This window comes from Pseudomonas sp. HLG18 (genome assembly GCF_051903985.1).
Lineage (GTDB): Bacteria > Pseudomonadota > Gammaproteobacteria > Pseudomonadales > Pseudomonadaceae > Aquipseudomonas > Aquipseudomonas fluorescens_BT.
The window spans coordinates 1,216,751-1,239,073 of sequence record NZ_CP195831.1 but is presented as its reverse complement, the minus strand read 5'-3'; the positions used below and the strand labels follow the sequence as shown (position 1 = coordinate 1,239,073).

Here is a 22,323-nt window from a genome sequence, read left to right as displayed (position 1 = left end):
CCTTCAGCGCGACACTCCAGTCATTCGGCTAGCCAGCCGCCCGACAAACAATAAAAGAGGTGCATATGGCAGGTTTCGACAAGCGCGTGTATTCCTACGAGGAAGCCATGGCAGGTCTTGAAGACGGCATGACCGTGATCGCCGGCGGCTTCGGCCTGTGCGGCATTCCGGAAAACCTGATCGCCGAGATCAAGCGCAAGGGTACCCGCGACCTCACCGTCGTCTCCAACAACTGCGGCGTGGATGGTTTCGGCCTCGGCGTGCTGCTGACCGACCGCCAGATCCGCAAGGTGGTCGCCTCCTACGTCGGCGAAAACAAACTGTTCGAAGAGCAACTGCTCAAAGGCGACATCGAAGTCGTCCTGACCCCGCAAGGCACCCTCGCCGAAAAAATGCGCGCAGGCGGTGCCGGCATCCCTGCGTTCTTCACTGCTACTGGCGTCGGCACCCCGGTCGCCGAAGGCAAGGAAGTGCGTGAATTCCACGGTCGCAAGTACCTGATGGAAGAGTCCATCACTGGCGACTTCGCCATCGTCAAAGGCTGGAAAGCCGACCACTTCGGCAACGTCATCTACCGCCACACCGCGCAGAACTTCAACCCGCTGGCCGCCACCGCCGGCAAGATCACCGTGGTCGAAGTCGAAGAAATCGTCGAACCCGGCGAGCTGGATCCGGCACACATCCACACGCCCGGCATCTACGTCGACCGGGTCATTTGCGGCACGTTCGAAAAACGCATCGAACAACGCACCATCCGCAAATAATCCAGGCTGACGGAGAACAAGAACATGGCACTTACCCGCGAACAAATGGCTCAACGCGTCGCCCGCGAAATGCAGGACGGCTACTACGTGAACCTCGGTATCGGCATTCCGACCCTGGTCGCCAACTACATCCCCGAAGGCATGGAAGTCATGCTGCAATCGGAAAACGGCCTGCTCGGCATGGGGCCTTTCCCGACTGAAGAGACTATTGATGCCGACATGATCAACGCCGGCAAACAGACTGTGACTGCGCGCATCGGCGCTTCGATCTTCAACTCCGCCGAGTCCTTCGCGATGATCCGTGGCGGTCACGTCGACCTGACCGTACTGGGCGCCTTCGAAGTGGACGTACAAGGCAACATCGCCTCGTGGATGATCCCCGGCAAACTGGTCAAGGGCATGGGCGGTGCGATGGACCTGGTGGCCGGCGCCGACAACATCATCGTCATCATGACCCACGCGTCCAAGGACGGTGAGTCCAAGTTGCTGAGCCAGTGCAGCCTGCCGCTGACCGGTGCAGGTTGCATCAAGCGCGTGCTGACTGACCTGGCGTACCTGGAAATCGAAAATGGCGCTTTTGTCCTCAAGGAACGCGCACCTGGCGTCAGCGTCGAGGAAATCGTCGCCAAAACCGCTGGTAAACTGATCGTCCCGGATCACGTACCGGAAATGCAGTTCGCTGCCGAGTGAGGAATTCGAAAATGCAAGACGTCGTCATTGTTGCCGCCACGCGTACCGCGATCGGCAGTTTCCAGGGTTCGCTGGCCACCGTCTCCGCCGTGGACCTGGGCGCGGCGGTCATCCGCCAGTTGCTTGAGCAGACCGGTCTGGACGGTGCTCAGGTCGATGAAGTGATCATGGGCCAGGTGCTGACCGCCGGCGCCGGCCAGAACCCGGCGCGCCAGTCGGCGATCAAGGCCGGCCTGCCCCACGCCGTGCCGGCCATGACCCTGAACAAGGTCTGCGGTTCGGGCCTCAAGGCCCTGCACCTCGGTGCCCAGGCGATCCGTTGCGGCGACGCGGACGTGATCATCGCCGGCGGCCAGGAAAACATGAGCCTGGCCAATTACGTGATGCCGGGCGCGCGCACCGGTCTGCGCATGGGTCACGCACAAATCGTCGACACCATGATCAGCGACGGCCTGTGGGATGCGTTCAACGATTACCACATGGGCATCACCGCCGAGAATCTGGTCGAGAAATACGAGATCAGCCGCGAGCAGCAAGACGCCTTCGCTGCAGCCTCGCAACGGAAAGCCGCCGCGGCCATCGAGGCCGGCCGTTTTGTCGATGAAATCACCCCGATCCTGATCCCGCAGCGCAAGGGCGATCCGGTGGCGTTCAAGGTCGACGAGCAGCCACGGGGCGACACCACCGCCGAATCCCTGGCCAAACTGCGCCCGGCCTTCAAAAAGGACGGCAGCGTCACCGCCGGCAACGCTTCGTCGCTGAACGACGGCGCCGCCGCCGTCATTCTGATGAGCGCCGAAAAAGCCAAGGCTCTGGGCCTGCCGGTCCTGGCGAAAATCGCCGCCTACGCCAACGCCGGCGTCGACCCGGCGATCATGGGCATCGGCCCGGTGTCGGCCACTCGCCGCTGTCTGGACAAGGCGGGCTGGAGCATCGGCCAACTCGACCTGATCGAAGCCAATGAAGCCTTCGCCGCGCAATCGCTGGCGGTGGCCAAGGATCTGCAATGGGATCTGGACAAGGTCAACGTCAACGGCGGCGCCATCGCTCTCGGTCACCCGATCGGTGCATCGGGCTGCCGTGTGCTGGTGACCCTGCTGCATGAAATGATCAAGCGTGATGCGAAAAAGGGTCTGGCGACCCTGTGCATCGGCGGCGGTCAGGGCGTAGCCCTGGCGCTGGAACGCGCGTAAGCGCAAAAGAAGTTCAACAGCGGACGGCGGATCCACGACATCCAATATCCGTTGGCAACAAACCCGGTACGACTCACGTCGCACCGGGTATTTTTTTGTCCGCTGTCAGGCGAACTTCACCAGATTCAGCACCGGCAACGGCCCGCCCGGGAACTGCACCAGGCGCGCACCCACACTCAACTCGCCCAGATCGATACCAAAGAAGCCGAGCTGATCGATCAGCGCGCCGACTTCAGCCTTGGCCTGCGCATCATCCCCGGACAGGAACAGCACGCGCTTGCCACCCTCCGACGCCGGATCCGCCTCCAGCAAACGCGCCAGCAAATGGTTGAACGCCTTGACCACCCGCGCACCCGGCACCCACTCAGCGAACACTTCGCTGGACGGCCGGCCCTGCAAATCCACCGGTTTGAACGACGGCGCTTCAATCGAGTTGTTGGCATCGATGACGATCCGCCCGCCAAAGTCCGGCAGCCCGGCCAGCGCCGTCGGCAGTTTCGACCAGTTCACCGCGACCAGCACGATGTCCTGGGCAGCGGCTTCTTCACGGGTAACGGCGCGGGCGGTCGGACCGAGTTCTGCCACCAGCTCGGCCAAAGTCTCCGGCCCGCGACTGTTGGCGATGACCAACGGGATGCCCTGACGCGACAAGGCTTTGGCAAACGCTGAACCGATGGCGCCAGCGCCGATGATTCCGATAGTGCTCATGGTGTTCTCCAGAAAGTGGGGTAAGACTCGAAACCAATCTTGCACTTGCCATTCCCACTTGATTAGCCGGTAATACCTTGAATGATCTTCAAGCATCGCTATCAGGTCGAAACCATGGAAACCCTTGCCAATCTTGAATCCTTCGTCCGCAGCGCCGAGACCGGCAGTTTCTCCGCCGCAGCACGGCTACTCGCACTGACCCCGGCGGCGATCAGCCGTAACGTGGCGATTCTGGAACGCAACCTCGGCGTGCGGCTGTTCCAGCGCTCGACCCGCAAGCTGTCGCTGACCGAGGCCGGCGAAGGTTTTCTGGCGAGTATCGGCGGCAACCTCGATGCCTTGCAGGCCGCGATTGCGACGGTGGCGACCGAGCGCGGGGAGCCGGCGGGTGTGCTCAAGATCAGCCTGCCGCCGACGTTCGGCATCGATCACATGCTGCCGCTGTTGCCGGAGTTTCTGACGCGCTATCCGCTGATTCGCCCGGAGTGGCACTTCGAGAATCGCCAGGTGGATTTGATCGCCGAGGGCTACGACGTGGCGATTGGCGGCGGATTCGAGCTGACGCCCGGGGTGGTTTCCCGGCGACTGGCGTCTGCTGAAATACTGGCAGTGGCCTCACCGGCCTATCTGGCCGGACGCGCCCTGCCCCGACATCCGACAGACCTCGCCGATCACCAGGGCATCGTCATGCGCGGCCTGCGCACCGGGCGCATTCGCCAATGGCAGATGCACAACGACGCTGGCGAACAGGCCAGCGCCCTGCTCAATCCGAATATTGTGCTGAACGATCCAATGGCCATGCGCAAGGCTGCGCTGCTGGGCCTCGGGGTGACGATGCTGGTGTTGCCCGATGTCAGCGCGCAGATCGAGCGCGGTGAACTGGTGCGGCTGTTGCCCGACTGGCAGTGCGATGCCGGGGCGATATCGCTGTACTACCCGAGCCGCACCTTGATGCCGGCCAAGACTCGGGTGTTCATTGATTTTGTGGTGGATGCTTTCGGCCGTTAGGCGGCCAACTGCAGAATCAGCCAGGCATTGGCGCCGCTGATCACCACAAACAACCCCCACGCCAGCACCCGCGTCGGCCAGCGATTCACAAACGGCCCCATCAGCTGTTTGTCGTTGGTCATGCGAATCAGCGGATACAGCGCAAACGGCAATTGCAGGCTCAGCACCACCTGACTCAACACCAGCAACTTGCCCACCGCGCCGTCGCCCATCAGCCACACGCCGATGAACGCCGGAATCAGCGCCAGCCCACGGGTAATCAAGCGGCGCTGCCAGCAGGGAATCCGCAGATTCAAATAGCCTTCCATGATCACCTGCCCGGCGATGGTGCCGGTGAAGGTCGAACTCTGCCCCGACGCCAGCAGCGCCACACCGAACAGCACGCTGGCCAGCGCGCCGCCCACCAGCGGATCGAGCAAGTGATAGGCGTCCTGGATGTCCACCACGTCGGTGTGCCCGGACTGATGAAAGGCTGCCGCCGCAAGGATCAGGATCGCCGCGTTGACCAGCAACGCCAGCGCCAGCGAGCCGATGGTGTCGATGCGTGCCAGATTCACTGCATCCTGTTTGCTCGCGAGGTCCCGGCCGATCAGTCGCGTTTGTACGATCGAGGTGTGCAGGTACAAGTTGTGCGGCATCACCGTGGCGCCAAGGATGCCGATGGCCAGGTACAGCGGCGCCGCCTCGCTGATCGCCGACAGTGACGGCTTGAAACCTTGAGCGACGTCCGGCCAGTACGGTTTGATCAGCAACAATTCAACGAAGAAGCACACGCCGATGGTGCCCACCAGCACCAGCATGATCGCTTCCAGCCGCCGGAAACCGCGGTTTTGCAGGGCCAACACCAGTAACGTATCGAATGCGGTCAGGGCGATGCCAAATGTCAGCGAACAACCCAGCAACAAGTGAAACGCCAGTGCGCAACCAAGCACTTCTGCCAGGTCAGTGGCAATGATCGAGATTTCCGCCAGCACCCATTGCAGCCGTGCCGTAGGAGTGCTGTAACGCTCGCGGGACAGCTGTGCCAGATCACGCCCGGTGGCGATGCCCAGCCGCGAACACAGGCATTGCACGACCATGCCCGCCAGGCTCGCCAGCAACACCACGAACAACAGGCTGTAACCGAAGCGCGAACCGGCCTCGATTGCGGTGGCCCAGTTGCCCGGGTCCATGTAGCCGATCGACACCAGCAAACCGGGGCCGGCAAAACGCAGCACGCGTTTGAAGAACGAGGCATTCGGATCCACCGGGACACTGCCGGCCACTTCCGGCGGGCAGAACGGCGCGGTGGCGATTTTGGGCAAACTGAATTTCACGCACACATCCAGAAACAAGTCGAAAGGCGCAGCTTAGACGTTTCAGTCGGCGTGCCCAAGAGCAGACGTGCTGCGCTCAGGGTTTGGCAGTGCCGAGCAATTGCTGACGCAACTCGGGACTGCGTGTGCGCGGGTCGAGCCAGATGTCGAAAAACGCCCGAGCGAACTGCGGATCATCGATTTCATGCTGCAACTGTTGACCGACAAAGAACCGCGCGCCCTGCCCCGGCAGATACACCCCGGTAATCCGCGTGCCGGCCTGGACGTCGACGAACGATTGCTGCATCTGGACCTGCCACACCGCCAATTGCGCCGGGCTGATGGAGGAACCCGCCAGGCGCTTGATCTCATCAACACTGGCCTTGACCAGATCATCGCGGGACACGTTGCGTCGGTAGATCAACTCCAGGGCAAAAGGCTGACCGTCAGCCAATGGACGCGCGGCGCTCCACAACCGGGCGTTATAAATGTCGAAACCGAACACGCTGAAATCGCCGGTGCCGATGATCTGCGCGCCGGGCACCGCGTCCTGCCAACTGGCCCAGGTGGGCGTCAGCAGCAAGGCCCACAAGCCGATACCGCAGCATCCACGCAACACCTTCGGTGTTCTGCTCATTGCGGCATCGACTCCGGTAAACCCTGATAGTCAGAGCATAGTCGGCGATCACGCCCGGCACTTTGTATACATTTTTTGCATGCATCTTCAGCAATCCATTCACGACAATGCTAACGTGGCCACCTCTGACCCGATGGAGACACCTGCGTGCTGATCCTCAAACTGCTGCTGATTCCCGGTTTTCTGCTGCTGATTTCCCTCGCCGGCAAGCGTTGGGGCCCCAGCGTTGCCGGGTGGCTGTCGGGGTTGCCGGTGGTGGTCGGGCCGATTCTGTTTTTCCTCGCCATCGAACAAGGCCCGGCGTTTGCCGCGCAATCGGCGGTCGCGGCGCTGTCGGCCATGTTTGCGATGATCGCGTTTTGCGTCACTTATGCGCAGGTGGCGCAGCGGGCGAACTGGCTGTTGGCGCTGGTGGTTTCTCTTTCGGTCTGGGCCGTGCTGGCGCTGATCCTGTCGCTGATTCCGGCGTCGTTGCCCTTCTCCGTCGCCGCCGCTGCAACTGCCCTTCTTGCTGCGCCGTACCTGTTTCCCAAGGTGCAACCGGTGGTCAACGGCCCGGCGCCGAAGTCGGACAAACTGGTGTGGCGGATGATCGCCGGGGCGGCGTTGACGCTGGTGGTGACGATGCTGGCCAGCACGGTGGGCGAGCGCTGGAGCGGATTGCTCGCGGTGTTCCCGGTGCTCGGCAGTGTGATGGCGGTGTTTTCCCAGCAGACCCGTGGCCCGGCGTTTACTGCCGCGCTGTTGCGGGCGACGGCGACGGGGATGTATTCGTTCTCGGCGTTTTGTCTGGTCTTGGCGCTGACCGTTCCAGGTCTTGGTTTCGGTGGCTTCGTGGTGGCGGTGGCCGTTTCGGTGGCGATGCTCGGGGTCACCCGGCAGTTGCTGGCCAAACCGGCGCCTGCGCCGTCGCCGAACTGACCTCGCCCGGACAAACCGCTCTGGAGTGCCGGGTGTTCTCCGTGGGATGATCGCCGCCCAAGCGCGACCATCCCTCGGAGATTCGAATGTCATTGCTTAGCAAGAAAGCCGTCGTCCTGTTGCTGGCGGCGGTGGCCGGTTTCGGCGCCATCAATGCTCAGGCAGCCAAGGCCAAAGAGAAGGCTGTCACCGAGAACGTCTCGATGCTCGACGGCAAATTCAGTTTCGTCCTGCCCAAGGGCTTCGTCGGCGACCCGCTGCCGGCCGGTCCGACCGGCGCCAAAGGCATGATGTACACCAACGATGCCACCAAGACGGTGGTCATCACCGCCGAAAACCAGATTCCCGAAGGCAACAACGTCAAGGACAACGACAGTGCGTTCCTCGACGGCACCGTGTCCGATTTCATCGACGCTCAGCGCAAGGCCCTGCCGGACTTCAACAAGCTCAGCGAAAAGAGCCTGACCCAGAAAGGCAATGGCCTGGGCCTGCGTCAGGTCGACAGCACCGCCACCCAGGGCGGCGGCCAGACCCTCAACACCACGTTGCTGGCCGGCTCCGGCACGCGCATGGCGCTGGTCCAGGTGATTTCCCGGGCCAGCGACAAGAGCGGTCACGAGGCGCTGGTGAAAACCATCCTCAAGGAAAAGTGATGCTCAGGGGTTGAGTCGCTGCAACCAGTCGTTCAGATCCCGAAGCTCGGCCGCGCTGATGCTGTGGCCGACGCCGGGATAGGCATGGAACGCCGGTGTGTAGTCCAGCTTCTCGAGCAACTCTTTGGCCGCAGTGGCGCCCGTGTAGGGGACCCGGTCATCCGCCGTGCCATGGCCGATGAAGATCTCCAGCGGCGGATGTTGTTGCGCTGATGTCAGCTCGCTCTTGAGCACCGGCAACACCCGCCCGCTCAACGCGGCGATGCCACCGACCGCCGCCGGCTGCCTCAACCCCACCTCGTAGGTCATCATCGCGCCCTGGCTGAAACCGACCAGGTACACCTTGTCCGGTCGCGCGTGATATTTCTGCGCCGCCGCCGCGATAAAAGCCCGCAGTTTCTGGCTGGCAACCTTCAGATCATCAGTCTCGCCGTTGTAGGCACCGTCGCCTTTCTTGCGAAACCATTGGAAGCGCCCTTCCCCCAACGCCATCGGCGCCTGCACCGACAGGTAGTTGTACTGCTTGGGCAGCTGAAATTTCATGCCGATCAGATCGGCTTCATTACTGCCGTAGCCATGCAGGAAAACCACCAGCGGACGCGGTTCGGCGTCCGGGTGCACCTGGGCCAGGTAGTTGAGTGGCAGATCGGTTTGCAGCGAGGTTTGAGCATGGACGGCGCTGGACGCCAGGAGAGTCAGCAGAGCAAACACCTTCAACATAAGCCTTCCTTCACACAGTGCAGGGTTCGCGACAGAGCCTAACACTGCGATCCAGAGGATGGGCTGTCAGTCGTTGATCAGCTTGCCCGCCCGAATCGGCTCGCGCCCCGCCACCTTCGCCTGCCAGATCCCCGGCTGGGTGTAGCGACCGCGATCTATGGCGAACAACACGCCGCTGGTGCCGGCGCGCACGGTGGTCACGCGGTCGTTCAACGGATCGACCACTTCGAACAGCGCATCGCCGCGCTCGACCCACTCACCGGCATCACGCAGGAAACTCACTACGCCATGGTGCGGGGCGAACAAGTATTCGGTGCCTTCGAACGGCATGCCTTCGCAGCACTCCTCCGGCGCCTTCGGCCATTCGCCGCTGATGAAGCCCTGTTCGGCCAAAAAGCCCAGGATCGCCTCGCCATTGGCCTGAGCCTGATCGACGCGGGTGTCGCCCATGCTGCCCAGCTCCAGGGTGGTGGCGAGGTTGGCCGGTGGAATCGCCGAGTTCGGGAACATCCGCGCCAGGCGCAACCACGGCGTGGAGCAGGATTCGTCAAAAGAACTGCCGCCAGAGTCCTCACACAACAGCGCCACGCCAGCCTTCAGGCGTGCGGCGAGGGATTGCCACTGCGGCCAGTGCTGCGGCAAGGCGTAGAGATGAATTGCGGCATCGAAGTCGCAGTGCAGATCGAGGGTGATGTCGGCCTCGCAGGCGTGGCGCAGCAAGAGACGGTGCAGCGCTTCCAGTTGCGAGGCCGGGGCCGGCAATCCGTCGAGCACTTGGCCCATGGTCTGGCGGATCAGCGCAATGTTGGCTTCGGCATCGCTGCCCAGCAGATTCCCGATGCGCTCGGCCACTGGCGCACTGAGTTCGACAAAGGAACGGTTGAAGTTCTTGCCGCTGCCCAGCTCGAAGCGGCCCATGTGACTGCCTTGCAGGTGCTGATCAAGGCCGATCGGGTTGGCCACCGGCACCAGTTCGATCACACCTTGCAACTGACCGTTGCTCTCCAGCTCGGCCAGGCGTTTTTTCAGTTCCCACGCAGTGCGCATGCCCGGCAGCTCATCGGCGTGCAGACTGGCCTGGATATAAACCTTGCGTGGGCCGACGCCGTAACGGAAGACGCTGAGGGAGCGTTCGCTGCCCAGATGGCTCCAGGGCAGAACATGGTCGATGCGTTGCATGGGGAACTCCTGAAATTCTGCAGTCGCTGCTACCCAGTGACTGCATTGGAAATGTGCTGACAGGATAAATCACGGGCCAAAAAAAAGTGGCCACCGCGTCAACGGGGCCACTTTTTTCTACGGCGTATTAATGGCCGTACACGTCAAAGTCGAAGTACTTGTCCTGCACTTGCTTGTACTTGCCGTTGGCGCGGATTTCGTTGATGGCGGCGTTGAATTTCTCCGCCAGCTCGGTATCGCCCTTACGCACTGCAATACCGGCGCCACCGCCGAAGTATTTGGCGTCTTCGTAGGTCGGGCCAACGAATTCGAAGCCTTTGCCGGCGTCGGTTTTCAGGAAGCCGTCGCTCAGGTTGACCGAGTCGGCCAGCATCGCATCGATACGGCCGGACACCATATCCAGGTTGGCTTCCTGCTGCGAGCCGTAACGCACCAGTTCGATCCCGGCCGGTACCAGCACTTCGGTGGCGTAGCGGTCGTGGGTACTGGCGCGCAGCACGCCGACTTTCTTGCCTTTGAGCTCAACCAGCGGGTCTTTCACGCCGGAGCCTGCCTTCATCACGAAGCGCGCCGGGGTGTGGTAGTACTTGATGGTGAAATCGACGTTTTTCTTGCGGTCGTCCGTGATGGTCATCGAGGACAGGATCGCGTCGATCTTCTTCACTTTCAGCGCCGGGATCAGGCCGTCAAACTCTTGCTCGACCCAGGTGCATTTGACTTTCATCTGCTCACACAGCGCATCGCCGATGTCTACGTCAAAACCGGCCAGTTTGCCGTCAGGGGTTTTCATCGAGAATGGCGGGTAACCGGCTTCGATACCGATCCGAATCGGTTTGGCGTCTTCGGCCACGGCGGTCAGGGACAACATCGACAGTGCCAGGGCACCGAACATAACCAGCTTTTTCATTTATTACTCCCGTGTGCGGAGGCTTTTATTGGCAGCTTTCGATTGTCAGGTTCGGCCTTGGGCTATGGAGCGCAAAGAAACCGAAGTGGCCGGCAGTCTATGGCGGCGCGCACGGGGCAAATTGTGTTTAAGCGACAAATACTTGCAGAAAATCGGCGAGTGCCATCACGTGGGAAAAGTGTGCGCCGGAGCGGTGCAAGGGTTGTAGGACAAAGCGGACAAAGGTGCCGCCGAAGCGGCAACTTTCCGGTTATCAGCAATCGCAAGCGATCGGGGCAGTGGCGACGCGCGGTGTCGTAACACTCAACTGAAAGCCTTCATCCAGCCAGCCGGTCACCCCGCCGATCATCTCCTTGACCGGATAGCCCAACGCCGCCAGCTTCACCGCCGCCTTGTTGGCGCCGTTGCAGTGGGGCCCGGCGCAATAGACCACGAACAGTGTGGAGGTCGGGTAGTCCGCCAGCGCTTCGGCCGTCAGCAGACGCCCCGGAACGTTGATCGCCCCCGGCACATGGCCGCGCTCGAAGGCCAGGGGTCCGCGCACGTCCACCAGCACGAAATCGACCTCGCCCGCCTCCTGGCTGCTGAAGACGTCGGAACAATCGGTTTCGAAGGTCAGACGGTTGCTGAAGTGCATCAGGGCAATGGCCGAAGGGGCTGCGGGAAATTGGCGAACCAGGCTGGGCATGTTGTGTTGCTCCTGCATCGGTGAAGGGATGAACAGACTTTATCGAGCCGCCGCTTGCCGCTACAGTGGCGCACAAGACACTCACCGGGAAATTTCCGCCAAATGCCTGATTCACCTGGATTGGTCGCGATTCTGGCCTACGACGGCCTCTGTACCTTCGAGTTCGGCATCGCTGTGGAGATCTTCGGCCTGGCCCGGCCGGAATTCGATTTTCCGTGGTACGCGCACTGCATCGCAGCGGTGGATCAAGGCCCGATGCGCGCCATGGGCGGGATTCAGGTGCTGGCCGATGGTGGTCTGGAATTGTTGGCGGATGCGCGCACCATCATCATTCCCGGCTGGCGCGACCGCAGCGCGCCGGTGCCGGAGGCCTTGCTCGAAGCACTTCGCAGCGCCCATTCGCGTGGTGCCCGGTTGCTCTCGATCTGTTCGGGCGTCTTTGTTTTGGCGGCCAGCGGGCTGCTTGACGGGCATGGCGCCACCACCCACTGGCGCTATACCTCGGAACTGGCCGAGCGCTTCCCGGCCATCGATGTCGACCCGGACGTGCTCTACGTCGATTCCGGCCAATTGATCACTTCGGCCGGCAGCGCGGCCGGGATCGACGCCTGCCTGCACCTGGTGACGCGGGACTTCGGCACTCAGGTGGCCAACTCGGTGGCGCGCCGACTGGTGATGTCGCCGCAACGCACCGGCGGTCAGGCGCAATTCATTCCGACACCAGTCAGCCCGACTCCGCGCAGTGACTTGTCGCGCGTGATGCAGTGGGCCCGCGAGCGCCTGCACGAGCCACTGGAAGTGCGCGACCTGGCCAGCGAAGCGGCGATGAGCGAACGCACCTTCCTGCGCAAATTCACCGAAGCCAGCGGCCAGTCACCCAAAACCTGGTTGCAACACGAACGCCTGGCCCGGGCCCGAGAGTTGCTGGAAAGCACACCGCAGAACACCGAGCAGATCGCCCTGCGCTGCGGCTATCGTTCGGTGGAAAGCTTTCGTGTGGCGTTTCGCAGCGTGGTCGGGGTCCCGCCGTCGGTGTATCGCGAGCGCTTTGGTCGTAAGGTCAAGGCTTGCGCAACAGATAGGTGTCCATGATCCAACCATGCTCGGCCCGCGCCGCCTTGCGCACCCGCTCGATTTCATCGGCAACGTCCTTGAGCTTTCCGCTGAGGAGGATTTCATCCGGCGTGCCAAGGTAGGCCCCCCAGTAAATCTCGGTCTCCTGATCCGCCACTCGATGGTAGGCATCTTCGGCATCGAGCATCACCACCAGACTGTCGGCATCACTCACCTGCCCCGCCGCCAGGCGCCGGCCGGTGGTGATTTCAATCGAGCGGCCGATGGTGTTAAGCGGCACTTTGTGTTGCGCCGCCAGGGCCTGAACGCTGGTGATGCCGGGGATCACCTCGAACTCAAACGCGCATCGACCTGAGGTGAGAATCGCCTGCAGGATACGAATAGTGCTGTCGTACAACGCCGGATCGCCCCACACCAGAAAACCGCCGCACTGCCCGTCAGCCAATTCGTCATTGATCAGGCGTTCAAAGGTTTGCTGCTTGGCTTGATTCAGATTTTCGACGCTGGCGCTGTAGTCCACCTCGCCGCGCTCGCGCTCCGGGCTGTGAGCTTCGGCGAAGCGGTACGTACGATCAGTGATGTAGCGCTCGCAGATTTCTCGACGCAGGTCGATCAGCTTGTCCTTGCTCTGGCCCTTGTCCATGAGGAAAAACACGTCCACCCGATTAAGCGCCTTCACCGCCTGCATCGTGATGTAGTCGGGGTTGCCGGCGCCAATGCCGATGACCAGCAATCGCTTCATGTGCGGTCTCCTTCAAGATCAATGCCGGGCAAGCGAAGCCGCCAGCGTCCGAAGAAACTCAACTCGACCAGCGCCAGCGGCTCGACATCGATGCTGTGGAAGGCTTCGCTTTGCATGACCTGCGTCAGCGCTGCCCGGATGACGAACGGATGCGTCACGGCCACCACGTGCCCCGGCGTGGTTTGCAGCGCTGCCAGCCATGCGGCCACCCGTTCACCGAGTTGTGCCACCGATTCTCCGCCATGGGGCGCGGCGCCAGGATCTTCGAGCCAGGCTTGCAACGCGTCGGGCTCATTTCGCTGCAAGTCCTTGATCGATTGCCCTTGCCAGCGCCCCCAGTCGCAATCGCGCAAGGCTTCATCAACCTGCGCATCCTCGCCGAACCATTGAGCAGTCTGGCAGGTGCGCAGCTCAGGGCCGCAGATCAGACGACGCGGCAACCCGAACCGGGCGACCCACAAGTCAGACGCTACAGCGCTTTCTTCAACGGACTCGTTCGTAGGAAAACGCGCCAATTTTTGTGAGACGGTTCTGGCGTGACAAATCAAGGTCAAACGGGTGGCTTGCACGTTGAGTCACTCGGTCAGAAGGTAAACAACCACCGGCGGAATGCCGACAGGACGGCAATTGTGCCGTAAACCGGGTGGTTCCGGGCAAGCCTGGTAAAACGGTCCGTCAAAAGAAAACGGAAATGTCTGACACCACAATAGGCAATGGACTACACACTACAGGGAAACCATGAAGCCCTTGCTACACGGGCATTTCGCCCCATTTTGGGGCTCCACGGAAGGCGCAGAAAATTCACTAGACATGTAACGTCAGTTACATAAATACTGTTTTAACGGATTGTGAAGCGAATCCAACACCTCATCCAGCAGGAGCCCGGATGCCCCCTCTAAGAGACCTGATTACCGATCCCGGCCTGGACCTTACGCCGTCAGAGCGCAAAGTCGTCCGGGCCTTGCTCGATCAGTACCCGCGCAACGGCCTCGGGCCCATGGCGCGGCTGGCCGAGCACGCCGGCGTCAGCGATCCGACCATCGTGCGTCTGGTAAAAAAACTCGGCTTTGGCGGATACGCCGAATTCCAGGACGCTCTGCTGAGCGACATGGATCATCGCCTGCGCTCGCCACGCACGCTGTTGCAACCGCGTTCGAACCTGAACCAGGACGATGCCTGGAGCCATTATCTGGCCCACAGCCACAGTCTGCTGGCGGAAACCCAGGCGCTGACCCAACCCGAAGACGTGCGGATCCTGGCGCAATGGCTGCTCGATACGCGCCATCAGGTCTACTGCTTCGGCGGGCGTTTCAGCAGCCTGATGGCCACTTACCTGCTCAATCATTTGCGTCTGCTGCGCCCCGGCTGTTTTGCGCTGGAGGACAACGCGCAACTGCCGGATCGCCTGTTCGACCTGCAACGCCAGGACCTGGTGCTGGTGTTTGACTATCGCCGCTACCAGACCCAGGCCCTGCGCGTGGCCTCCGCCGCCAAGAACAACAATGCTCGCGTGGTGCTGTTCACCGACATTTATGCTTCGCCGCTGCGGGAACTGGCCGACATGATCATCAGCGCTCCGGTGGAGTCGGCTTCACCGTTCGACACCATGGTTCCGGCGCTGGCTCAGGTTGAAGCGCTGATCGCTTGCCTGACCCTGCGCAGCCCGGACCTGGCCGATCGCCTGGAAGGCATCGATGCCCTGCGCAACGACTTCGACACCCACCTGCTGGAGGATAAATAAGGATGTTCAGCCTTCCCCACCGCTCGCCGCGGGACCTGCCGTTTGTCACCGACCACACTGCGCTGTTGCTGGTGGACATGCAGCGTGCCTGGCTCGAGCCGCAGTTCGACCCGCACCTGGAAGGCCCGGACGCCGCCTACTTCCTCAATCGCGCGCGCTCGCAAGTGGTGCCCAATCAGGTGCGCCTGCTCAACGCCTTCCGTGACGCACGGCAGAACGTGCTGCACACCCTGATCGAAAGCCTGACCGCCGACGGCCGCGACCGCTCGCTGGATCACAAACTGTCGAACATGCACCTGCCCAAGGGCAGCCCGCAGGCACAGGTCATCGCTGAACTGACCCCGGCAGAAAACGAAATCGTGCTGCCCAAGACCTCTTCCGGGGTCTTCAACTCGACCAACATCGACTACGTGCTGCGCAATCTGGAAACCCGTCACCTGATCATTGCCGGCATCGTCACCGATCAATGCGTGGATATGGCCGTGCGCGATGCCGCCGACCGGGGTTACCTCGTCACACTGGTGGCGGACGCCTGCGCGACCTACACCGAAGCACGTCACGATGCCTGCCTGAACGCGATCAAGGGCTATTGCTGGATCACCGATACCGACACCGTACTCGGTCGTCTGCGGGAGATGCAGCCATGAGCGAACGCCTGTTGCCGCTGCCGATGACCACCATCGTCACCACCGACCTGATCGGCATCACCCGGGGCCGTTCGTTTCCCAGCGATGAGCTGGAACACTATCAAGCCGCCGGCTGCGGCTGGGTGCCGGCCAACAGCGCGCTGACGCCGCAGGACATCATTGCCTCGACCAACCCGTGGGGCGCTTATGGCGATCTGCGGCTGATTCCCGATCTGGCCAGCCGCGTCACCGTCGGCAATGGCCCGGACGCCGCCGCCCCGGCGCTGGACTTCATCCACGGCGACATCCGCGAAACCGACGGGCGCCCGTGGGGCGCCTGCCCGCGCACGCTGCTGCGCGATGAGATCGAGCGCTATCGCGATCAACTCGGGTTGCAGATCAACGCCGCGTTCGAACACGAATTCAACCTGCACGCCGGGTTTGCCGAACACCTGGCCTTCTCCCTCGAATCCCAGCGCCAGGGCGCGGAATTCGGTGGCTGGCTGCTCAGCGCCCTGCGCGCCGGCGGCGTCGAGCCGGAAATGTTCCTGCCCGAATATGGCAAGCATCAATACGAAATCACCTGCCGTCCGACCCTCGGCGTGGCAGCGGCAGATCGCGCGGTAAACGTGCGCGAGATCACCCGCGAAATCGCCCGGCAGATGGGCCTGGATCTGAGCTTCTCACCAAAGACCGCCGCCGACGCGGTGTGCAACGGTGTACACCTGCACGTCAGCCTGCTTGATCTGGCCGGCCAGCCGATGTTGTACGACGCCGGCACCAGCAATGGCCTGTCGACCCTCGGCCAGCACTGGGCGGCGGGCGTGCTGCATTACTTGCCGGCGCTGTGTGCGTTCACTGCGCCGACGCCGGTGTCGTACGAGCGCCTGCAGCCGCACCATTGGAGCGCGTCCTACGCCTGTCTCGGCCAGCAGAACCGCGAAGCGGCGCTGCGCATCTGCCCGACCGTAAGCCTGGGCAACAAACCCGTGGCGAAGCAGTACAACCTGGAATTCCGCGCCATGGACGCCACCGCCTCGCCGCACCTGGCAATGGCTGCGCTGCTGATCGCCGGACGTTTGGGCATCGAGCAGCGCCTGGCGCTGAACGCCATCACCGATGAAATCCCCGATGCACTCAACGACGAACAACGCGAGGCGCGGGGCATTGTTGCCCTGCCCGCCTCTTTGGCTCAGGCACTGGATTGCCTGCGTCGCAGCGAAGCGCTGATGGCAGCGCTGCCGGCACCGTTGCTCGACACGTATTTCGCCCTTAAAACCGAGGAACTGGCGCTGACGGAACAGCTCTCACCCGCCGACCTGTGTGAGCACTATGCACGCCTTTACTGAATCCGCCGAACTTGGGTTGTACACCCGACCGGTCTACAACCTGATCCGTGAAGATTCGACGCACCCACTGATTCTGGTGTGCGAGCACGCCAGCCGCCACATCCCCGACGCCCTGAACAATCTGGGTCTGGATGAAAAGGCTGCGCATGAACACATTGCCTGGGACATCGGTGCGCTGGATCTGGCCGAACAACTGTCGGAAAAAATCGGCGCCACGCTGCTGAGCGCCAATTATTCGCGTCTGCTGATCGACCTCAACCGGCCCCGCCACGCCCCGGACAGCATTCCGGCGCAGAGCGAGATCTATCAGGTGCCGGGCAATCGCGGACTCGACGAAGCCACACGCGAATACCGTCGCCAGTGCCTGTTCAAGCCGTTTCACACGCGGCTGCAACAGCTGATCGACGAACGTTTGGCAGAAGGCCGGCCGGTGCGGGTGGTGGGGATTCACAGTTTCACGTCAGTTTATTACGGCCAGCCGCGTGAGCTGGAAGTCGGCGTGCTGTTCGGTCAGGCCAAGGGATACGCCCAGCGCCTGCTCGAAGGTCTCGGCCAGCATCCGCTGAAAGTCGCGGGCAACCAGCCGTACAGGATTGATCCGTTGGGCGACATGACCGTCCCGGTTCACGGTGATGCCCGAGGCCTGGAGTCGGTTTTGATTGAAGTGCGCAATGACCTGCTGCGCAGCCCGGAAGCGGTGAACCGCTGGGCAAATTATCTGGCTCCACTGCTTTGAACATTGCTGTAACCACTGCTGACGCTGTAAACGACGGACCGACATAACGACTAAAACGACCGATTGGCTGACAAGGAGTTGCGCTTCATGGAAATAGAAGAGTTCGGCTACAAACAGGAGTTGAAACGTAGCCTGACACTGACCGACCTGGTGGTGTATGGGATGATCTTCATGATCCCCATCGCCCCGTTCGGCGTGTATGGCTACGTCAACGCCGAGGCACCGGGGATGGTGCCTTTGGCGTACATCATCGGCATGGTGGCGATGGTCTTCACCGCGCTGAGCTACGGCAGCATGGCCCGGGCCTTTCCGATTGCCGGATCGGTCTATTCCTACGCGCAACGGGGCCTGAATCAACACGTCGGCTTCATCGCCGGCTGGCTGATGCTGCTGGACTACCTGCTGATTCCGCCGCTGCTTTACGTTTACGCGGCAATGGCGCTCAACCATTTGTACCCGGATATCCCGAAAGTCGGCTTCATTCTGGCGTTCCTGGTCAGCGCGACCTTCGTCAACCTGCGCGGCATTACTTTCACCGCCCGCATGAACATCCTGTTCCTGCTGGCGCAGCTCGTGGTGCTGGGGATTTTCCTGTTCTACGCCTGGAACGCCCTGCACAACGGTGGCGGCAACGGCCAGTTGACCCTGGCGCCGCTGTATCACCCGGAAACCTTCAACTTCGCCCTGCTGATGCAAGCGGTGTCGATTGCGGTGCTGTCGTTCCTCGGCTTCGATGCGATCTCCACCCTTGCCGAAGAGATCAAGGGCGATCCGGGCCGCAGCGTCGGCAAAGCGGCGTTGATCACCCTGGTGGTGATGGGCGCGATCTTCGTCGTACAGACCTGGATCGCCACCGATCTGGCAGCGGGCATGGGCTTCAAGTCCGCCGACACCGCGTTCTATGAAATCGCCGAAATCGCCGCCGGCAGCTGGTTGGCGACCCTGACCGGCGTGGCCACCGCCCTGGCCTGGGGCGTGGCGGTGGCGATCACTTCGCAAGCGGCGGTCTCACGCCTGCTGTTCGGCATGGCCCGCGACGGCAAGCTGCCGAAAATGCTGGCCAAGGTGCACCCGAAACACAACACGCCCTACCTGAGCATTTATCTGGTGGCCGTGCTGTCGCTGGTGATCTGCTACCTGTTCATCAACTCGGTGGACACCCTGACTTCGCTGGTCAACTTCGGTGCCCTGAGCGGCTTCATGCTGCTGCACCTGACCGTGATCAACTACTACTGGCGCCGGCAGAAGTCCGGACAGGTGATCCGTCACCTGATCTGCCCGGTGATCGGCTTCATCATCGTCGCGGCCATCATGTACAACATGGGCGTCGATGCACAGAAGCTCGGCCTGATCTGGATCGCATTGGGTCTTGTGTACCTGTTCTTCCTGAACAAGCTCGGCGCCAGTACCGCGCTGCCTGACCCGAGCAATGGCTGACAAGAAAAAAAGCGGCGTCTGACAACAAATCAGGCGACCGCCGCTTTAACGCGTGGAAACCGACAGTGATAGTCAGGTTCGGCGAATGGGCCGAACCTTTTGATACAGGAGTGCATCCATGCTGGTCTTACGTCCAGTCGAGCCAACCGACCTGCCTCAATTGCAACAATTGGCTCGCGACAGCCTGGTGGGCGTTACCTCCCTGCCGGATGACCGCGAACACCTGAGCGGGAAAATCGCCGCGTCCTGCGCGTCGTTCGACAGCCATGCCTCGGCCCAGGGCCCGGAGAATTATTTCTTCGTACTGGAAGACCTGGACAAGCGTCGTCTGGTGGGCTGCTCGGAGATTCTCGCCACTGCCGGCTACAACGAACCGTTCTACAGCCTGCGCAACCGCCACTTCACCAGTGCCTCGCGGGAGCTGAACATCGAACACGGCGTGCCGGCGCTGTCGCTGTGCCACGACCTGAGCGGCCACACGCTGCTGCGCGGTTTCCACATCGACGCGGCACTGGTACGCACACCGTTTTCCGAATTGCTGTCGCGGGCCCGCCTGCTGTTCATCGCCGCCCATGCACAGCGGTTTGCCGAAGCGGTGATCACCGAAATCGTCGGCTACAGCGACGAAAACGGCCATTCGCCCTTCTGGGACGCGCTGGGCAAACATTTCTTCGACCTGCCCTACGTCGAGGCCGAGCGCTTGTGCGGCTTGCAGAGCCGCACGTTTCTCGCCGAACTGATGCCGCAATACCCGATCTACGTGCCCATGCTGCCGCAGGCGGCGCAGGACTGCATCGGCCGCATCCACCCCGACGGCCAGGAAGCCTTCGACATCCTCGAACGCGAGGGTTTTGAAACCAACAGCTACATCGATCTGTTCGACGCCGGTCCGACCTTGTACGCCCGCACCGCCAACGTCCGTTCGATTGCCAGCAGTCGGATCGCCACGGTCCGGGAGGAACCACGGATCGACGCCCGCGGTCGCTATCTGGTGAGTAACGATGCGCTGCATGGCTACCGGGCAATGGTCGCCGAGCTGGATTACCAGCCCGGTCAGCCCCTGGCGCTCACCCCGTCGCTGTGTGCGGCACTGAACGTCAGCCATGGCGGCACGGTGCGGGTGATTGCCCTGTGAACTGCGCCCGTACCCAACGACAGTGCCCGAGCAGGCGCGCAAAAGGAGTTGCAGCATGATTGTCCGTCCGGTCCAAGTCAGCGACCTGCCAGCGTTGATGACCCTGGTGCAACAGGCCGGGCCCGGTTTCACCACCCTGCCGGCCAATGAAGATCGCCTGACCCATCGGGTACGCTGGGCGCAACGCGCCTTCGCCGAGCAGGTCGAACGCGCCGATGCCGACTATCTTTTTGTCCTCGAGGATGATGACCAGCGCGTGGTCGGGGTCAGTGCCCTGGCCGGCGCCGTCGGCCTGCGCGAACCCTGGTACAACTACCGGGTCGGGCTGACCGTCAGCTCGGCACCGGATCTGGGTATTCAGCGGCAGATTCCGACCCTGTTTCTGAATAATGAACTGACCGGCCAATCGGAACTGTGCTCGCTGTTCCTGCGCCATGACCAGCGCCACGGCAGCAATGGACGTCTGCTGTCGTTGGGGCGCCTGCTGTTCGTCGCCGAATTCCCGCACCTGTTCGGCGAGAAGATGATCGCCGAACTGCGCGGCAGCGCTGACGAACAAGGCTGTTCGCCGTTCTGGGACAGCCTGGGCCGACACTTCTTCCAGATGGACTTCAGCCACGCCGACCACTTGTCAGGATTAGGCAACAAATCGTTCATTGCCGAACTGATGCCGCGTCAGCCGCTGTACACCTGCCTGCTCACCGAACAGGCCCAGGCCGTGATCGGTCAGGCTCACCCCAACACCGAAGCGGCACTGAAGATCCTCCAGGCCGAAGGTTTTGCCCACAAGGGCTACATCGATATCTTCGATGGCGGCCCGGTCATCGAGGCGCCGATCCACAACATCCGCACCGTGCGCGACAGCCTGGAACTGAGCCTGAGCATCGGCACACCGGACGATCAGGCGCCGCTGTGGCTGATCCACAACCGGCGCCTGGAAAACTGCCGCATCACCGTCGCTCCGGGCCGCCGGGTCGGCAGCAGCCTGGTGATCGACCGCCTCACCGCCAAACGCCTGCAATTGCAGCCGGGCAACTCGGTACGGGCGGTGCCGTTGCCCAATCAACAGCAGCAGGCGGTGGCGGCCTGAGCGCCTCAGCCTGCTGCAAGAAAGCCTGAACAGGTTTTTCCTGGTTAACTTCCTCGTTAATTCGTCATGATCCTTGACCCATTGGCGTGATAGCCTTTTCACCTTCGGCGTTGACACCTTTGCTCAAGCCTTTCCATTCCTTTGTATTGGTGGAACTCGTATGACCAGGCTTTCTCATCAAGATTTGCGCCGTAACTTCCGTCAGCTGCTGGCTTCCGACACCTGCTATCACACCGCCTCGGTGTTCGATCCGATGTCCGCCCGCATTGCCGCTGACCTGGGATTTGAAGTAGGGATTCTCGGCGGCTCGGTCGCTTCGTTGCAGGTCCTGGGCGCTCCGGACTTTGCCCTGATCACCCTCAGCGAATTCGCCGAGCAGGCCACTCGCATCGGCCGCGTCGCCCAATTGCCGGTGATCGCCGACGCCGACCACGGCTACGGCAACGCACTCAACGTGATGCGCACCATCGTCGAACTGGAACGCGCCGGCGTCGCCGCGCTGACCATCGAAGACACCCTGCTGCCGGCCCAGTTCGGCCGCAAATCCACCGACCTGATCACCGTCGCCGAAGGCGTGGGCAAGATCCGCGCGGCGCTGGAAGCCCGGGTCGATTCGGAAATGGCGATCATCGCCCGGACCAACGCCGGCATCCTGCCGAACCAGGAAATCATCAGCCGCACCAGGCAATACCAGGCCGCCGGTGCCGACGGTATCTGCATGGTCGGTATTCAGGACTTCGACCAGCTCGAGCAGATCGCCGAACACCTGACCGTCCCGCTGATGCTGGTGACCTACGGCAACCCGGCGCTGCGCGACGACAAACGCCTGGCTGAACTGGGTGTGCGCGTGACCATCGACGGCCACGGTGCCTACTTCGCCGCGATCAAGGCGACCTACGACAGCCTGCGCGAACAACGCCAGATCTTCACCCAGGCCTCGGACCTGAGCGCCACCGAACTGACCCACACCTACACCCAGCCTGAGGAATACATCCTCTGGGCCAAGGAATACATGAGCGTCAAAGAGTAA

At 62.1% G+C, this 22,323-nt stretch carries 24 protein-coding genes; 15 read left to right on the top strand and 9 right to left on the bottom strand.

What is annotated here, in order from left to right; genetic code table 11:
* Nucleotides 1-65: 65 nt before the first annotated feature.
* From ACSPX5_RS05720 to ACSPX5_RS05710, 3 genes are read left to right on the top strand one after another with little or no spacing between them, the layout of a single operon-like run.
* Complete coding sequence (locus ACSPX5_RS05720) at nt 66-764, top strand: CoA transferase subunit A (RefSeq protein ID WP_085698663.1); 699 nt, start codon at nt 66-68, stop codon at nt 762-764.
* Between the two features lie 24 nt (nt 765-788).
* Nucleotides 789-1,454 carry a CoA transferase subunit B gene (locus ACSPX5_RS05715; protein ID WP_207866167.1) on the top strand — a complete coding sequence of 222 codons (666 nt, stop codon included), beginning with the start codon at nt 789-791 and terminating at the stop codon, nt 1,452-1,454.
* Between the two features lie 11 nt (nt 1,455-1,465).
* Complete coding sequence (locus tag ACSPX5_RS05710) at nt 1,466-2,647, top strand: acetyl-CoA C-acetyltransferase (protein ID WP_169429805.1); 1,182 nt, start codon at nt 1,466-1,468, stop codon at nt 2,645-2,647.
* A 105-nt stretch (nt 2,648-2,752) separates the two neighbouring features.
* Here the strand turns inward: ACSPX5_RS05710 and ACSPX5_RS05705 are convergent, their stop codons facing one another.
* Entirely contained in the window at nt 2,753-3,451 is a 699-nt protein-coding gene (locus ACSPX5_RS05705; RefSeq protein ID WP_439821133.1) for an NADPH-dependent F420 reductase, read from the bottom strand.
* Between the two features lie 18 nt (nt 3,452-3,469).
* On the opposite strand from ACSPX5_RS05705, the gene ACSPX5_RS05700 reads away from it, so the two are divergent.
* Complete coding sequence (locus ACSPX5_RS05700; RefSeq protein ID WP_439822004.1) at nt 3,470-4,363, top strand: LysR family transcriptional regulator; 894 nt, start codon at nt 3,470-3,472, stop codon at nt 4,361-4,363.
* Here the strand turns inward: ACSPX5_RS05700 and ACSPX5_RS05695 are convergent.
* The gene (locus ACSPX5_RS05695; RefSeq protein WP_432760326.1) at nt 4,360-5,628 is read right to left on the bottom strand and encodes an Nramp family divalent metal transporter; all 1,269 of its coding nucleotides are present in this window, start codon (nt 5,626-5,628) and stop codon (nt 4,360-4,362) included. The two genes, ACSPX5_RS05700 and ACSPX5_RS05695, sit on opposite strands and share 4 nt — an antisense overlap.
* A gap of 127 nt (nt 5,629-5,755) precedes the next feature.
* Entirely contained in the window at nt 5,756-6,295 is a 540-nt protein-coding gene (locus ACSPX5_RS05690) for a chalcone isomerase family protein (RefSeq protein ID WP_169429802.1), read from the bottom strand.
* A 147-nt stretch (nt 6,296-6,442) separates the two neighbouring features.
* Between ACSPX5_RS05690 and ACSPX5_RS05685 the strand changes: the two genes are divergently transcribed.
* Both ACSPX5_RS05685 and ACSPX5_RS05680 read left to right on the top strand, forming a co-directional pair.
* Nucleotides 6,443-7,216 (top strand): hypothetical protein, encoded by a 774-nt coding sequence (locus ACSPX5_RS05685; protein WP_439821132.1) that lies wholly within the window; start codon nt 6,443-6,445, stop codon nt 7,214-7,216.
* 86 nt (nt 7,217-7,302) lie between these two features.
* Nucleotides 7,303-7,869 (top strand): hypothetical protein, encoded by a 567-nt coding sequence (locus tag ACSPX5_RS05680; protein ID WP_169429800.1) that lies wholly within the window; start codon nt 7,303-7,305, stop codon nt 7,867-7,869.
* 3 nt (nt 7,870-7,872) lie between these two features.
* Here ACSPX5_RS05680 and ACSPX5_RS05675 read toward each other — a convergent pair whose 3' ends face one another.
* The 4 genes from ACSPX5_RS05675 to ACSPX5_RS05660 form a co-directional block, all read right to left on the bottom strand.
* Nucleotides 7,873-8,589: an alpha/beta hydrolase gene (locus tag ACSPX5_RS05675; RefSeq protein ID WP_169429799.1), complete on the bottom strand. Its 717-nt coding sequence runs from the start codon at nt 8,587-8,589 to the stop codon at nt 7,873-7,875.
* Nucleotides 8,590-8,655: 66 nt separating this feature from the next.
* Nucleotides 8,656-9,768: a succinylglutamate desuccinylase/aspartoacylase family protein gene (locus tag ACSPX5_RS05670; RefSeq protein ID WP_439821131.1), complete on the bottom strand. Its 1,113-nt coding sequence runs from the start codon at nt 9,766-9,768 to the stop codon at nt 8,656-8,658.
* 127 nt (nt 9,769-9,895) lie between these two features.
* Nucleotides 9,896-10,675 carry an ABC transporter substrate-binding protein gene (locus tag ACSPX5_RS05665; RefSeq protein ID WP_039767817.1) on the bottom strand — a complete coding sequence of 260 codons (780 nt, stop codon included), beginning with the start codon at nt 10,673-10,675 and terminating at the stop codon, nt 9,896-9,898.
* Nucleotides 10,676-10,928: 253 nt separating this feature from the next.
* Nucleotides 10,929-11,363: a rhodanese-like domain-containing protein gene (locus ACSPX5_RS05660; RefSeq protein ID WP_439821130.1), complete on the bottom strand. Its 435-nt coding sequence runs from the start codon at nt 11,361-11,363 to the stop codon at nt 10,929-10,931.
* Nucleotides 11,364-11,465: 102 nt separating this feature from the next.
* On the opposite strand from ACSPX5_RS05660, the gene ftrA reads away from it, so the two are divergent.
* The gene (gene ftrA, locus ACSPX5_RS05655) at nt 11,466-12,455 is read left to right on the top strand and encodes a transcriptional regulator FtrA (protein WP_323160900.1); all 990 of its coding nucleotides are present in this window, start codon (nt 11,466-11,468) and stop codon (nt 12,453-12,455) included.
* On the opposite strand, the gene cobF is transcribed toward ftrA, so the two are convergent.
* Together cobF and ACSPX5_RS05645 are read right to left on the bottom strand one after the other, a co-directional pair.
* A complete protein-coding gene (cobF, locus tag ACSPX5_RS05650; protein WP_323160899.1) occupies nt 12,424-13,179 on the bottom strand; it encodes a precorrin-6A synthase (deacetylating) in 756 nt (251 codons plus the stop codon). The genes ftrA and cobF overlap by 32 nt on opposite strands.
* Nucleotides 13,176-13,748, bottom strand: a complete 573-nt coding sequence (locus ACSPX5_RS05645; RefSeq protein ID WP_439821129.1) for a histidine phosphatase family protein — start codon at nt 13,746-13,748, stop codon at nt 13,176-13,178. Before ACSPX5_RS05645 ends, cobF begins: the two co-directional genes overlap by 4 nt.
* Nucleotides 13,749-14,065: 317 nt before the next feature.
* Here ACSPX5_RS05645 and ACSPX5_RS05640 point away from each other — a divergent pair, with 317 nt between their 5' ends.
* The 8 genes from ACSPX5_RS05640 (at nt 14,066) to ACSPX5_RS05605 (ending at nt 22,323) form a co-directional block, all read left to right on the top strand.
* Nucleotides 14,066-14,920 carry a MurR/RpiR family transcriptional regulator gene (locus ACSPX5_RS05640; RefSeq protein WP_439821128.1) on the top strand — a complete coding sequence of 285 codons (855 nt, stop codon included), beginning with the start codon at nt 14,066-14,068 and terminating at the stop codon, nt 14,918-14,920.
* A 2-nt stretch (nt 14,921-14,922) separates the two neighbouring features.
* A complete protein-coding gene (locus tag ACSPX5_RS05635; protein WP_439821127.1) occupies nt 14,923-15,567 on the top strand; it encodes an isochorismatase family cysteine hydrolase in 645 nt (214 codons plus the stop codon).
* Nucleotides 15,564-16,895, top strand: a complete 1,332-nt coding sequence (locus tag ACSPX5_RS05630) for a glutamine synthetase (protein WP_439821126.1) — start codon at nt 15,564-15,566, stop codon at nt 16,893-16,895. Before ACSPX5_RS05635 ends, ACSPX5_RS05630 begins: the two co-directional genes overlap by 4 nt.
* The gene (locus ACSPX5_RS05625) at nt 16,879-17,631 is read left to right on the top strand and encodes an N-formylglutamate amidohydrolase (protein WP_439821125.1); all 753 of its coding nucleotides are present in this window, start codon (nt 16,879-16,881) and stop codon (nt 17,629-17,631) included. The genes ACSPX5_RS05630 and ACSPX5_RS05625 overlap by 17 nt, the downstream gene beginning before the upstream one ends.
* 87 nt (nt 17,632-17,718) lie before the next feature.
* Nucleotides 17,719-19,068: an APC family permease gene (locus ACSPX5_RS05620; protein ID WP_207866198.1), complete on the top strand. Its 1,350-nt coding sequence runs from the start codon at nt 17,719-17,721 to the stop codon at nt 19,066-19,068.
* A 118-nt stretch (nt 19,069-19,186) separates the two neighbouring features.
* Nucleotides 19,187-20,203 (top strand): arginine N-succinyltransferase, encoded by a 1,017-nt coding sequence (locus tag ACSPX5_RS05615; RefSeq protein WP_439821124.1) that lies wholly within the window; start codon nt 19,187-19,189, stop codon nt 20,201-20,203.
* A gap of 55 nt (nt 20,204-20,258) precedes the next feature.
* Nucleotides 20,259-21,293 carry an arginine N-succinyltransferase gene (astA, locus tag ACSPX5_RS05610; RefSeq protein WP_169429787.1) on the top strand — a complete coding sequence of 345 codons (1,035 nt, stop codon included), beginning with the start codon at nt 20,259-20,261 and terminating at the stop codon, nt 21,291-21,293.
* A 160-nt stretch (nt 21,294-21,453) separates the two neighbouring features.
* On the top strand, nt 21,454-22,323 hold the full coding sequence (locus ACSPX5_RS05605) for an isocitrate lyase/PEP mutase family protein (protein ID WP_085733177.1): 870 nt from the start codon (nt 21,454-21,456) through the stop codon (nt 22,321-22,323).